This is a genomic window from Streptomyces sp. NPDC045021, from assembly GCF_056432645.1.
In genome coordinates, this window is the sequence record NZ_JBWKIQ010000008.1 from 376,889 (window position 1) to 390,439 (window position 13,551).

Annotated in this window: 10 protein-coding genes; 3 read left to right on the top strand and 7 right to left on the bottom strand. The window is 72.2% G+C overall.

Features of this window, described 5'->3' with window-relative positions:
- Positions 1–26: 26 nt before the first annotated feature.
- Positions 27–539 (bottom strand): transcriptional regulator NrdR, encoded by a 513-nt coding sequence (gene nrdR / locus AC07DC_RS25155; protein ID WP_478916784.1) that lies wholly within the window; start codon positions 537–539, stop codon positions 27–29.
- Positions 540–1,100: 561 nt separating this feature from the next.
- Between nrdR and lexA the strand changes: the two genes are divergently transcribed.
- Positions 1,101–1,871, top strand: a complete 771-nt coding sequence (lexA, locus tag AC07DC_RS25160) for a transcriptional repressor LexA (RefSeq protein ID WP_478916728.1) — start codon at positions 1,101–1,103, stop codon at positions 1,869–1,871.
- Between the two features lie 94 nt (positions 1,872–1,965).
- Here the strand turns inward: lexA and AC07DC_RS25165 are convergent, their stop codons facing one another.
- The gene (locus AC07DC_RS25165) at positions 1,966–4,065 is read right to left on the bottom strand and encodes an ATP-dependent DNA helicase (protein ID WP_478916729.1); all 2,100 of its coding nucleotides are present in this window, start codon (positions 4,063–4,065) and stop codon (positions 1,966–1,968) included.
- Between the two features lie 103 nt (positions 4,066–4,168).
- On the opposite strand from AC07DC_RS25165, the gene AC07DC_RS25170 reads away from it, so the two are divergent.
- Positions 4,169–5,395, top strand: coding sequence for a serine/threonine-protein kinase (locus AC07DC_RS25170; protein WP_478916730.1), 1,227 nt, complete (start codon positions 4,169–4,171; stop codon positions 5,393–5,395).
- On the opposite strand, the gene AC07DC_RS25175 is transcribed toward AC07DC_RS25170, so the two are convergent.
- From AC07DC_RS25175 to AC07DC_RS25195, 5 genes are all read right to left on the bottom strand, one after another.
- Positions 5,373–5,870: an FHA domain-containing protein gene (locus tag AC07DC_RS25175; protein ID WP_478916731.1), complete on the bottom strand. Its 498-nt coding sequence runs from the start codon at positions 5,868–5,870 to the stop codon at positions 5,373–5,375. The genes AC07DC_RS25170 and AC07DC_RS25175 overlap by 23 nt on opposite strands.
- Before the next feature lie 95 nt (positions 5,871–5,965).
- Entirely contained in the window at positions 5,966–7,720 is a 1,755-nt protein-coding gene (locus tag AC07DC_RS25180; RefSeq protein WP_478916785.1) for an IucA/IucC family protein, read from the bottom strand.
- Between the two features lie 164 nt (positions 7,721–7,884).
- Positions 7,885–8,610 (bottom strand): GNAT family N-acetyltransferase, encoded by a 726-nt coding sequence (locus AC07DC_RS25185; protein ID WP_478916786.1) that lies wholly within the window; start codon positions 8,608–8,610, stop codon positions 7,885–7,887.
- Positions 8,607–10,574, bottom strand: a complete 1,968-nt coding sequence (locus tag AC07DC_RS25190) for an IucA/IucC family protein (RefSeq protein WP_478916732.1) — start codon at positions 10,572–10,574, stop codon at positions 8,607–8,609. Before AC07DC_RS25190 ends, AC07DC_RS25185 begins: the two co-directional genes overlap by 4 nt.
- Positions 10,575–10,648: 74 nt before the next feature.
- Entirely contained in the window at positions 10,649–12,154 is a 1,506-nt protein-coding gene (locus AC07DC_RS25195) for a diaminobutyrate--2-oxoglutarate transaminase (protein WP_478916733.1), read from the bottom strand.
- 164 nt (positions 12,155–12,318) lie between these two features.
- Here AC07DC_RS25195 and AC07DC_RS25200 point away from each other — a divergent pair, with 164 nt between their 5' ends.
- Positions 12,319–13,482 carry a trypsin-like serine peptidase gene (locus AC07DC_RS25200; protein WP_478916734.1) on the top strand — a complete coding sequence of 388 codons (1,164 nt, stop codon included), beginning with the start codon at positions 12,319–12,321 and terminating at the stop codon, positions 13,480–13,482.
- Positions 13,483–13,551 lie beyond the last annotated feature (69 nt).

A 13,551-nucleotide genomic window follows, 5' to 3' on the forward strand; every position in this document is an offset into this window, starting at 1 on the left:
TACTGCCGCTGATCGGCCGTGCTCGGTCAGTCAGCGGCGGGGGCGGGCGCGGGGACCCTGAGGTCCTCGTCGAGCCCGGATAGGTTCGTGGGTGGGAGCTGCTCGCGCAGCTCGACGATGGCGGCCTCGAAGTCCTCGAGCGAGTCGAAGGCCCGGTAGACCGAGGCGAAGCGCAGGTACGCGACCAGGTCGAGATCCTGCAGGGGGCCGAGTATGGCCAGACCGACGTCGTGGGTCGAGAGCTCGGCGCTGCCGGTCGCCCTGACCGCCTCCTCGACCCGCTGCCCGAGCTGGGCGAGCGCGTCCTCGGTGACGGGGCGGCCCTGGCACGCCTTGCGGACGCCTGCGATGACCTTGTTCCTGCTGAAAGGTTCCGTGACGCCGCTGCGCTTGATCACCATCAGGGAAGCCGTCTCCACCGTGGTGAAGCGGCGGCCGCAGTCGGGGCATTGGCGGCGGCGGCGGATCGAGGTGCCGTCGTCCGTGGTGCGGCTGTCGACCACGCGGCTGTCGGGGTGTCTGCAGAAGGGGCAGTGCATGTTCCCCATCCCCTCCCTCATTCAGCCCGTAGCGGCGGCTGAGCGCACGACAATTTCGCTCCCGGGGCCTCGTCACGGCCCCTGGGAACAGCCCCAAGCATAGGCGATCCTTTGAGGCGTTGGGGCCCCGGGACCACTACAGGTGGGTGGCTGGCACTTATGTAACCACTAGATCTGGTGCCGGAGTCCCAAGCGCAACATTCCGCGTGTCGCGGCGGCGCGGCGGGTCGGAGCCTACGCGACGTCGCGCCTCGGCGTGGCGGGAGGCCGACGGTGCGACACTGGGCACGCGGCCCGCCGGCGACCCCGGCTCCCGCGAGGAATCGAATGAACATTCGATCAGTACACCCGATACCTTGATCACGTCAGGTGATTTACAAAATTTCACTCGAACGTGTGTTTGGCGCAACCTTTCGAAACCCACTACCGTTGTACTAACTGTCCGCGACAGCTGAGCGGGCCGACCGCACGCAGTTGGTGCGGTCGTAGGACGTGGAGACCTTGCCGCCGGGCAGTCTGCGAAGCGTCTGTCACAGGGAGAACATCTCGAGAGGGGCCGCCGTGACCACCACCGCAGACACCGCAGCATTGACCGCCCAGGACCGCTCCCAGGATCGGCTCAGCCCGATGGACGCGATGAACGACGAAACGCCCAAGCCCGCCCGCTCCCTCCCCGGCCGGCCGCCCGGGATCCGCGCGGACAGCTCCGGCCTCACCGACCGTCAGCGCCGGGTCATCGAAGTGATCCGCGATTCGGTCCAGCGCCGTGGCTACCCGCCGTCCATGCGCGAGATCGGCCAGGCCGTGGGTCTGTCCAGCACCTCCTCGGTCGCCCACCAGCTGATGGCTCTGGAGCGCAAGGGATTCCTGCGCCGCGACCCGCACCGCCCACGCGCCTACGAGGTCCGCGGCTCCGACGCCACGCACTCGCAGCCGACCGACACCACCGGCAAGCCGTCCGCGTCGTACGTACCGCTCGTCGGCCGGATCGCCGCCGGCGGTCCGATCCTCGCCGAGGAATCGGTGGAAGACGTCTTCCCGCTTCCCCGCCAGCTGGTGGGTGACGGCGAGCTGTTCGTGCTCAAGGTGGTCGGCGACTCGATGATCGAGGCCGCCATCGTCGACGGGGACTGGGTGACCGTCCGCCGTCAGCCCGTCGCCGAGAACGGCGACATCGTCGCCGCCATGCTCGACGGTGAGGCGACCGTGAAGCGCTTCAAGCGCGAGGACGGCCATGTCTGGCTGCTCCCGCACAATGCCGCTTACCAGCCCATCCCCGGTGACGAGGCCACGATCCTCGGCAAGGTGGTGGCGGTACTGCGCCGGGTCTGAACGACCCCTACGACCGGGCCCCGGAACCTCTGCGCCGGTTCCGGGGCCCTGCCATGTCCTGAGCCCCGGGCCCTGCCGTGTCCGCGTCCGCGGCTCACCCGGTGACGCTCTCCTCCGCGATGGCCTCGACCAGGGGGACCTCTTCCTCGGTCACCGCATCCCCGGTCGCCGCATCCTCGGTCACCGCATCCCCGGTCGCCGCTTCCTCGGCCACCTCTTCCGCGGTCTCGGCGATGGCCGTCGCCGTCGCGTCGATGGCCGCCAGCGAGCGGCGCACCTGGTTGCGGTCGGTGGTGTACCAGAGGTCGGGCATCGAGGCCCGCAGGAAGCTGCCGTACCGAGCGGTGGCGAGCCGGGGATCCAGGACAGCGACGACACCCCGGTCGCCCGAGGCGCGGATCAGCCGACCCGCGCCCTGCGCCATCAGCAACGCCGCGTGCGTGGCGGCCACCGACATGAAGCCGTTCCCGCCGCGCTCCTCCACCGCCTTCTGCCGGGCGCTCATCAGCGGGTCGTCCGGGCGCGGGAACGGGATCCGGTCCATCACCACCAGCTGGCAGTTCACCCCCGGCACATCCACGCCCTGCCACAGCGAGAGCGTGCCGAACAGGCAGGTGGCCGCGTCCTCGGAGAAGGTGCGGATCAGCTCGCCGAGCGTCTCCTCGCCCTGCAGCAGGATGGGATTCTCGAGCCGGCCCCGCAGCTCCTCGGCCGCCGCCTGGGCGCCCCGCATCGAGGAGAAGAGCCCCAGCGTGCGACCGCCCGCAGCCTGGATCAGCTCGGCGAGTTCGTCCAGCATGTCCTCGCGGCGGCTGTCACGGCCCGGCTGGGCGAGGTGCTTGGCGACGTAGAGGATGCCCTGCTTCGGGTAGTCGAAGGGCGAGCCGACATCGATGCCCTTCCACGGCGGCACGTCCTCGCCCTCGATACCCTCCGGGGCGAGGCCGAGCGAGGCCGCGACCCCGTTGAAGTCACCACCGAGCTTGAGGGTGGCGGAGGTCAGCACCACGGAACGTTCCGCGAAGAGCTTCTCGCGGAGCAGGCCGGAGACGCTGAGCGGCGCGACGCGCAGCGAGGCGCCGAACCGGTCGTGGCTCTCGCACCAGACCACGTCGTACTCGGACCCCTGCACGATGCGCTCGGCGACCTCATGGACGTGCTCGACCGAGGCGAGCGCCTGCTTGCGCACCGCGTTCTCGTCCTGGACCGACTTGTCGCGGGTCTCGCCGATCGCGGTGATCACCTGACGGCAGGCGTCGCGCAGCGCCGCCAGCGCGTAGCCGAGGTCCTCCGGGATCTCCTCCAGGCGGCCGGGCAGCGCCAGTTCCATCAGCCGCTCGAAGCCCTCGGAGGCGCTGAGCAGCGCGTCTGCGGCCTTCTCGTTGACGAGCTTAGCGGCCCGCCGGACGGCGCGGTTGACGCTGCCGGGGCTGATCTCGCCGGTCGCGACGCCGGTGACGCGGGAGACCAGCTCATGCGCCTCGTCCACGATCAGCACCTCGTGGCTGGGCAGCACCGGCGCGCCCTCGATGGCGTCGATGGCCAGCAGCGCGTGGTTGGTGACGACCACATCCGCGAGCTTGGCGCGCTCACGGGCCGCCTCGGCGAAGCACTCCGCGCCATAGGCGCACTTCGTGGCGCCGAGGCATTCGCGCGAGGTGACGGACACCTGCGACCACGCCTTGTCCGAGACACCCGGGGTGAGGCCGTCACGGTCACCGGTCTCGGTCTCGTCCGCCCAGTCGCGCAGCCGGAGCAGGTCCTTGCCGAGCTTGCTGGTGGGAGCGGCGGCTTCGAAGGGGTCGAAGAGACCGTCCTCCTCTTCCTGCGGCACCCCCTCGTGCAGGCGGTGCAGGCAGAGATAGTTCGACCGGCCCTTGAGCATGGCGAACTGCGGCTCGCGGCGCAGCAGCGGCTTCAGCGCCTGGACGGTACGCGGCAGGTCGCGCTCGACCAGCTGCCGCTGCAGGGCGAGGGTGGCGGTCGCGACCACCACCCGCTCGCCATGGGCGAGGGCCGGGACCAGATAGCCGAGGGACTTTCCGGTGCCGGTGCCGGCCTGGACGAGCAGATGGGCGCTGTCGTCCACGGCGGTCTCGACGGCCTGGGCCATCGTGACCTGGCCGGGGCGCTCCACACCGCCGACGGCGGTGACGGCTGCGTGGAGGAGTTCGGTGAGGGCGGGCTTCGTCATAGGGAAACCAGCCTAAGGGGGCGCACTGACAACGCGGTCCTGCCCCCGGATGCCGTGATCGTTCGCCGTACGGAGTCCGCCGCCCGGTGCTAACTTCTGGCGCATGTCGTTCGAGTTGGCCGGAGAAATCGGCGTCGGAACGGTGCTCAACGGCCGGTACCGGCTGGAGGTCGCGCTGGGTGGCGGCGGCTTCGGGCAGGTGTACTCGGCGTGCGACCAGGCGCTCGGCCGCCAGGTGGCGGTCAAGGTCCTGACGCTCCGCCCCGAGTGGGCGGACGGCGAGCGCTCGGCGCGGCAGGGCCGGTTCCGCCGGGAGGCGACGGCCGTGGCCCGGCTGGGCCATCCGAACATCGCCGCCGTGCACGACGCGGGCGAGCACGGCGGGTCACCGTTCATCGTGATGGAACTGCTGCGCGGCAAGGACCTGCGGCAGGTCCTGCTGGAGCAGGGCGCGCTGCCGGTCGCGGACGTGGTGTCGTACGGCATCCAGATCTGCGCGGGGCTGGAGCACGCGCACGGCCAGGGGCTGGTCCACCGGGACATCAAGCCGGAGAACCTGATGCTGCTGCCCAGGGGCATCGTCAAGATCTGCGATTTCGGGCTGGTGGCGGAGCGCGACGCGAACGTCACCCGGTACACCGAGCCGATGTCCATTCTGGGATCCCCGCCGTACTTCTCCCCCGAGCAGGCGCTGGGCCACGAGGTGACCGGGAGCTCCGACCTGTACTCGCTGGGGTGCGTCCTGTACGCGCTGCTGGCGGCGGCTCCGCCGTTCGAGGCGGGGAACACCGTCGGTTACGCGTACCTGCATGTGCACGAGGCGCCGGCTCCGCTCGCCGCCCGTCGCCCCGAGGTCCCCGCCGCGCTCGCCGAAGTGGTGCACGCGCTGCTCGCCAAGGATCCGGCGCAGCGGCCGGCCGGCGCCGCGCAGACCGCGGAGCGGCTGCGGGCGGCGGTCCGGCCCGCACCGGCTCGGAAGAGGGAGGTTCCCCGGACGCCGACCGTGCTGGACCGCGGTCCGCGGGACAGCTCCTGGTCACGGCTGGAGGAGGCCGAGCGGCTGCTCGCGGCCGGCCGGTTCGGCGACGCCGACCGCTGCTACTGGAACCTGTATCAGCAGCTCAGCAGGTCGGGCGGGGAGAGCGAGCCGGCCGCGTTCGCCGCGCTCTTCGGCCGGGCACGGGTCCTGGAGGGGCTGAACGGCGCGGGGACGGTCGTCCGCCGGCTGACGGACCTGTCCACGCGGACGGCGGCGGCGCTCGGGCCCGACCATCCGCTGGCGCGCTGTGTGACGTCGTACGCGGCGGTCAGGACTCCACGCGGGCGGTGACGTCCGCGGCCAGCCGCAGCGCGTCACCCGGGCGCAGCGGTACGCGCTCTCCTGCGGCGATCCGCGAACCGCGCACGAAGGTGCCGTTGGTCGAGCCCTCGTCGGTGATCCAGGCGGAGCCGTCGGGGTCGACGCCGACCATGGCGTGGACCCGGGAGAGGTTGTCGCGGCCGACGAGGAAGCGTACGGCCGGGCACTGCTGCGGATCCCGGCCGAGCCGGATCCGGTCGCCGGGCTCGACGACCGCCGCGCCGTCGGGGAAGACGATCCGCAGCGCGCGGCCGGGCGCGTCCCGTCGGGTGATGCCCGGCCGCGTCGGCGGGACGGCCTGCGCGGGCGCCGCCATCAGCGAGAACGGTACGTAGCAGCCCCGGCAGACGAGTTGGCCCGCGACCGCGCCGGCGAGGCCGCATTCCGGGCACGACCCGCCGACGCCGTTGTCACCGCTGTCACGACCGTCACCGCCGTCGTGCATCGCGCCCCCCGCCGCCGTCTCCCGTGGTTTCCGACACGGTATCCCCACCCGTTCCCCACCCGTTCCCGGGCAGGGAATCGGGGAACGGGGCCGGGTCAGGGGCCGCTCAGCGGGTTGCGGACAGTGCCGTGGACGGCTGCGTGCGGGCGGTCGGGACGGTCCCGGTAGCCGTCGAGGTGCAGCCGGTTGCGGTTGAGGCAGAGCCGGTCGATCCGCGGGGTGAGCAGATCGAAGGTCGCGAACCGCTCCTTCAGCTCGGGGAAGCGGTCCTGGTGCCGGAGGACCGTCTCGCGGACGAGACCCCAGAACTCGCTCTCCGGGACGCCCAACTGGTCCTCGCACAGCGGCGCGAGGTAGCGGAACACACCGATGAAGAGCCCGGAGTGGATGAACTGGGTGAGGAAGGCGGGGGGTTCGGTGAGCAGCACAGCGCTGACGTCCGGGGGCATCGACGCGTGTTCCGGCAGCGGCTCCGCGGAGATGTTGATGTCGTCGACGAAGTCCTTGACGGCGAGCCGGACGGGAATGTCGTGCTCGTCGAAGACGACGATGGCGTTCTCGCCGTGCGGGGAGAAGACCGTCCCGTACTGGTAGAGGAAGTGCAGCAGCGGTGGCAGCAGGGCCGCGAAGAGATGCCGCAGCCAGACGCGTGGCGCCAGCCCGGAGCGTTCGACAAGCTCGGCGGTGAAGGAGCGCCCGTCCGGGTCTGTGTGCAGCAGCGCTGCGAGCGTACGGGCCCGCTCGCCGGGGCCGAGCCGGCCGGTGAGCGGCTCGCGCCAGATACAGCCGAGGAGTTCGCGGTACTGGTAGGGCACGCCCGGGATCCGGTCGTACAGCGGGTGCTCGACGGTGATCGAGGCGACCTCGCCCAGCAGGATCACCCGGGTCTCGTCGCGCAGGAACGGGTCGGCGTCCCGCACCGCGTGCACCCAGGCGGTGACCGCGGGGGCGGCGAGGGTGCGTTCGGTGGGCAGCCCGCGCCAGACGAGGGTGTTGAGGACGGACAGCGGGAGTTTGACCGTGCGGCGGTCCGGGCGGCTGGTGTTGAGGAAGGTCCTGATCGACTGCTGGGGCAGCCGCAGGTCGTTGTCAGTGGCGAGGGGCAGGATGGAACCGTCGGCGAGATGGGCGGCGAAAAGGGGCGCGATCGTCTCCTCCCACTGCCAGGGGTGGACGGGCAGCAGGAGGTAGTCGGCGGGGTCGCGCCCGTGGTCGGTGATGGTGCGGGAGAAGGCGGCGCGTACGTCCGGAGGCAGTTCCTCGGCGTAGAGCCGGTCGGGGGTGTCGAGGGCGGCGACGCCCCGGTACTGGGCGAGGTCGCGGTGGACGGCGATCCAGGGAAGGCGGTGGTGCAGGCGGGCTTCGGGAGCCCAGCGGGCGCTGTCGGCCGCGGAGAACCCGAGCCGGCCCTTGTTGGCGACGAGCCAGGGGTGGCCGGTCTGGTGGCCTTCGAGGTCGGCGTAGTCCAGAGCCGCGAGCTCGGCGGCGGTGACCGCGCCGGCGTCGAGCCGGACGTCGGCCGCCAGCGTCGCCAGGAGCTCGCGGATCAGATGCCCCGTGGTGTCGCCGGGCAGTTCCAGCACGGTGTCGTGTCCATGGGCGAGGAAGTGCAGCGGATCGCCGGTGGGCGTGATGGAGCCGGCGTCCACGTACCAGCTGCCGTAGGCGCCGCGGCGGGCGCGGAACCGGTAGACGACTCCGTCGCCCAGGGCCAGCCGGTACGGCGAGCCGCCCGTACCCGACCCGTTTTCGTTTCCGTTTCCGATTCCTGCGGCAGCATCGGCGTCGGGATCCGGCTCCGGGGTGATGACGGCTTCGTACGCGTACTCGGCGAGCATCTTGGCCAACATGCGGCGGGCGGCGAGCTGCCAGCCGGTGCCACGGAGCGGGGGCGGAATGGGCAAGGTCGGTGCTCCTCTGCGGGGGACAGCGCGGCGGCGGACAGGGGTCGGAGGAGGAGGTCCCGAAGGGGTCCGGGTGGTCGGAGATCCAGGTGGTCGGAGGATCCAGGTGGTCAGAGGAGGTGTCTCACAGCACGGTCGCGGATCATCAGAGCCGCCCTTTTGCCGGGCAGCTCCACCTCGGCGGAGAGGCGGAATCCCCCGGCGAGGAAAGCGGCGACGGAGGGGGTGTTGCGCAGGTCCGGTTCCGCGATGACCCGTGCGCAGGCCGGCCGGTGGCGGAGTACGAGGTCTGCGACGGCTCGCAGCAGGGTGCTGCCCAGGCCGCGGGCCCGGTCGTCGACGCCCCCGATGAGCAGGTGCACTCCGGTGTCATGCGGACGGGAGGGGTAGTAGCGGGCGACGGGGTCGAGATCGGCCCGGTAGATCTCCCAGTAGCTCATGGGCGTGCCGTCCAGGACGCCGAGGCAGGGGACACTGCGGCCGTCGCCGTCGAGCTGGCCGCGCAGATGCCGCTCGGTGATCCGTGGTTCGCCGGAGAGCTCCCAGAACTCGGCGACGACCGGGTCGTTCATCCAGCCGGAGATCATCGGCAGATCGCGTTCCACGGTCGCGGGAACGAGCTGGAAGGTGCCCGCCCGGGTGGCCGCCGGTCCCCACTGCGCAACACCGCCGAGCAGACCGCCGTCCCCGCCCGAAGCCCCGGCGGACCGTGCCGGGTCCGGCGCGTTGAAGAGGGCGAGGACTTCGTCGGACAGTTTCAGGTCCAGGGTGTCCTCGGTGTTGGAGTCGGCGGGCGGCAGCACGGCTCCCTCCTCTCCTGCGGTCGGACCGCTCAGGCGGCCAGCGGATTGCGGATGGTCACGTAGACGGACTGGGTGTCGACCGGGCCGACGAGTTCATCCATACCGTGCAGCCGGGTCAGCAGATTGGCTTTGCAGCGCAGTGTCGCGGCCCCGAGCAGCTGCTCCGGCAGGCGTGAGCGGCCGGTGGCCGCCGCGCGGCCGAGGAACCGGCGGAACGCGGCGAGCAGCAGCTGCTCGTCGGCCAGCCCCTGGGAGCCGAACGCGCCGATGAGACCGAGGACGTTGTTGATGCCGAGGTAGTAGGCGAGGCGCTCGTCGGCGATCCCGTCCGCGACGAAGGTGTCGCTCTCCGAGCCGATCCCGGGCAGTCGCTGCTCCAGCGCGGCCCGGTGGGACTCACGGAAGTAGTAGCCCTGGTTGTCCCGGTAGCGGCCGCCGGAGGGCCAGCCGTCCGCGTCCAGCAGGACGAGGGTGTTCTGCTGGTGGGCCTCCAGAGCGATCCCCGCCTCGCCGTCCAGCCACAGCACGGGACGGACGACGGCGTCCAGGTAGCGCAGGAACCACTCGGTGGCAACGGCCGCGGCCGGGCGGCCGGTACGGGCCGCGAGGCGGCCGGTGAGATCGGCCAGCCGCGAGCTGAGGGCGGGTGCGGCCTGCCCGGACCAGGGGCGCGGAGAGGTGAGCCCCGCCAGGCAGTGGGCCTGGTCGCCGGGGCCGAACGGGTTGTGCCGCAGCACCACGTCCAGGCCCTGGAGCGGCTCGCCGTCCGGCGTGTCCACCGCGAGCCACGCGGGGTCGCGGACGATGTCGAAGCCGGGGTGCGCGGCACGCCACTGCTCGTTGAGTCCGCTGCGCAGCAGTCGGTGGACCTCGGTGCCGCGCCGGAGCTCCTTGCGGAGGTTCTCGCGGCGGGAGTTGGTGATCCGCAGCGCGAGGGAGAGCTTCAGCATCGCGGGGGCTCCGGACCGGTACACCGTCCGCACGGAGGACGTGGGGTGCCAGGGGTCGCCGAGCGGGCCGAGGTCGCGCAGCCGTCCCGTCTCGAGCAGCTCCCGTACCTCGGGCCGGTGCCGGATCTCGCGGGCCTGCCAGGGGTGCAGGGGCAGCGCGGCGGCGCCGTCGGGGAGTTCGAGGCCCGGGCCCGCGAGCTCGGTGAGGAGCTGTTCCGCGGGAATGCTGCGGCCGCGCACGGTCCAGGCGGAGTCGGTGGCGACCAGGGAGCGGTCGACGGCGAACCAGTGGAGCGGGAAGGAGCCGCGCAGTTCGGGCGAGTAGGCGCGGGCCTCCTCCTCGGAGAGGCCTTCCCTGCCCTTGGGCGTGGGGTGCAGCGGGTGGCCGAGGATGAGCGACTGCTCGGCTTCGAGGAAGGGGTCGGTGCCGGCGGGCGCCGCCGGGTGGGCCCGCCGGTCGGCGATGAACAGCGCGGTACGGCGGGCCGAGTCGGCGACCCGACCGACCAGGTCGCCGCCCTCGGCCGGGTCCGTGCCGGCCTCGCGCGCCAGCAGCGCCGCCAGGCAGACGGCGGTCAGCGGGACCTGGTCTGCGAGGGCGAGCCGTACGGTGTCGAACCGGTGGTGACCGGTCGCGGACCAGTGCCTGATCCGGACGTCGAAGCCGGTGCCGCTGGCGGGGAGTGCCACCCGCAGCACGCCGTCCCGCGGCTCGGTGAGCGCGCTCTCGCGCACCCAGCAGCGCAGCAGGCTCTCGATCGACGCCGCGTCGGCCGCCGCGTAGGCGTCGGCCCCTTCGAGCGGATCGGGCCCGATGTGCAGCGGCAGGGCCCGCCTCGACTGCGGCGGTACGAGGCCCGTGCTGTCGTGGGAAGCCTGGGTGACCTGGACCGCGCCGGCCTGGTGGGCCGCACTGATCTGGTGGTCCGGGCCGGCCTGGTGGTCCGTGCCGGCCTGGGGCGTCGGCCCGTCCTGGCGGGTCGGCCCGTCCTGGCGGGTCGTGCTGTCGGCGGCAGGATCGGCGTTGGTGCCGGGGCATGCGCTCATGCCGGTGCTCCGTGGGTCGGTGGGGCCCGTCGGCCCGGAGGTCGGGGGGTACTCGGCCGTGACCGGCGGGCTCGTCATGCGCGCTCCTCCATCGCTGCGGCGTCTTCGGACGCACGGGAAAACTCCGAACCGGCGCACGCGCCGGAAACCCCGGGGGCCGCGGAGACCGCCCGTTCGGCCGCCGCGATGGAGTCCGCGAGCCGTTCGAGCACCGCCTCGGCCTGCTCGTCGGTGATCGTCAGCGGAGGGAGCAGCCGGACGACGCTGCTGTGCCGGCCGCCGAGTTCGATGATGAGACCGCGTCGCAGGGCCTCCTGCTGCACGGCGGCGGCGAGCCGCGGTGCCGCGGGCAGCGACCCGTAGTCGTCGGGTTCGGCCTCGGTGTCGACGAGCTCGACGCCGATCATCAGGCCGCGGCCCCGCACGTCCCCGATGCACGGGTGGTGCGCGGCCAGCCCGCGCAGCCGGGCGAGCATCCGGCCACCGAGGGTGCCGGCCCGCTCGTCGAGGCCGTGCTCGCGGACGTACTTCAGGGTGACGGTGCCCGCCGCCATGGCGAGCTGGTTGCCCCGGAAGGTGCCGGCGTGGGCGCCGGGCCGCCAGGTGTCCAGCTCCTCCCGGTAGACGATGACGGCGAGCGGGAGGCTGCCGCCGATCGCCTTCGAGAGCACCATCACGTCGGGCACGATGCCGCTCTGCTCGACGGCCCAGAAGGTGCCGGTGCGCCCGACACCCGTCTGTACCTCGTCGACGATCAGCGGGATGCCGCGGCGCGCGGTGATCTCCCGCATCCGGCGCAGCCACGCCTCGGGCGCGGGGATCACCCCGCCCTCGCCCTGCACCACTTCGAGCAGCATCCCGGCGGGCGGCTGTACACCGCCCTTGGGGTCGTCCAGCAGGCTCGCGGTCCACCGGGCGGACAGCTCCGCGCCGCGGTCGCCGCCGGTGCCGAACGGGCAGCGGTACTCGTACGGGTACGGAAGCCGCGTCACCCGCGCGTCCGCCTCGCCGACCGTGGCGCGCGCCACCGTGTCCCCGGTCGCGGCCAGCGCGGCCGCGGTCATGCCGTGGTAGGCGCCGGTGAAGGCCAGCAGCCCGCCGCGACCGGTGGCGTTGCGTACGAGTTTGACGGCCGCCTCGACAGCGTCGGTGCCGGCGGGTCCGCAGAACTGCACCCGCCCGTGGGCCGCCAGTTCCGGCGGCAGCGTCTCGAACAGGGCGGTGGTGAACGCGTCCTTCACCGGTGTGGCCAGATCGAGGACGTGCAGCGGGGCCCCGGAGTCCAGGACCGCGCGGATCGCCTCCAGGACGACCGGGTGGTTGTGTCCGAGGGCCAGCGTCCCCGCGCCGGACAGGCAGTCCAGGTAGCGGCGGCCGTCGGCGCCCTCGACCGTCATCCCGCGGGCTCTGACCGGTACGACAGGCAGCGAGCGGGCGTAGGTACGGGCCGCGGACTCACGCATCGACTGGCGTCGCAGGATCCCCTGCCCCACCGGGAAGTCGTCTGCCGGCTCGGCCAGTTGCTCCGGCGCGCTCTGGATGGCGGCCACGTGCTCACTCCTCCGGTAGTCGTCCCCCATGCGCACTAACGACGCGCCGCTGGTCCGATCACGGTCGGCCGGGAGATCTTTCGCGCCGGAACCGCGGACCCGCTGCGAACCGTCCCCCACAGCACCCGGCATAGTGGGGGACCGCCCCTTCACCGGGGCCGAAATGCCGTTAGACAACCAGGGGGACACAACCCATGCCATCCATAAGCCGGCCACTGGCCGCCGCCGCGGTCGCGGCCCTGCTCGCGGTGTCGGCCACCGCCTGCGGGCCGTCGGACGACAAGGCGGATCCCAAGCCGAGCGCCTCGGTCACGAGTGCGGACGGCCCCAAGCTCCCCAGCTCCCTGCCCACCAGCCTCGGGGACCTCGAGAAGTGGAAGAAGGCCTACCAGGACGGGGCCTGGAAGAACTGGGACAAGGACCAGTGGCTGCGCAAGGCCTCCGAATTCATCAACCCGGTCATCGACGGTCTGTGGGACAACGACCGGATGAAGGGCGCGGAGCAGAACGACAAGAAGGTGCCCGACGACGTCGCGGCGGACAAGGGCAAGACCGACCCGGTGCCCGCGGTCAACAAGGCCAAGGCCGTTGACGCGCCGTACCACGAGAACGGGCCCGGCGACGGGAAGCTCTTCTTCGACGGCCCCAAGGGCTCGATGGTCTGCTCCGGCACCGTGGTGAAGGACCCGGCCCACCCGGGCAAGTCCAACCTGGTGTGGACCGCGGGTCACTGCGTGCACGCCGGTGGCGAGGGCGGCTGGTACCGCAACGTCATCTTCGTCCCGTCGTACAACGACAGCGGGAAGACCGCGGCGCAACTGAAGGGCGCCAAGCGCGACGAGCTCGCACCGCTCGGCGTCTTCTGGGCGGACGGCGCGGCCACCTCCGACCAGTGGATCGCGAACGGCGCGGAGACCGGCGGCAAGGGCTCCCCCTACGACTTCGCGGTGCTGCACGTGACCCCGGACAAGGCCAGCGGTACCAAGTCGCTGGAGGAGAAGGTCGGTTCCGCCCTTCCGGTGTGGTTCAACGCGCCGTCCGTGACGAAGATGGGCAACATCGGCGCCTGGGGCTACCCGGCCGCGCCGCCCTTCGACGGCCAGCGGCTGTTCAACTGCACGGGCAAGGCAGGCCGGCTGTCGCTCGTCGCCGACCAGCCGACCGAGTACCGGCTCGGCTGCACCATGACCGGCGGTTCGTCGGGCGGCGGCTGGTACGCCAAGAACCCGGCGAACAATGAGGTGTCGCTGGTCAGCAACACCTCGATCGGCCCGATCACGGCGACCTGGCTGGCGGGCCCGCACCTGGGCGCCGAGGCGAAGGCCGTGTACGACAAGGTGAGCAAGCAGTTCAAGTAGCGCCGGAGCCTCAGGGCACCGCACGCGGAAGGGCCCGTCCCCACCGGACGGGCCCTTCCGTACGTGCTC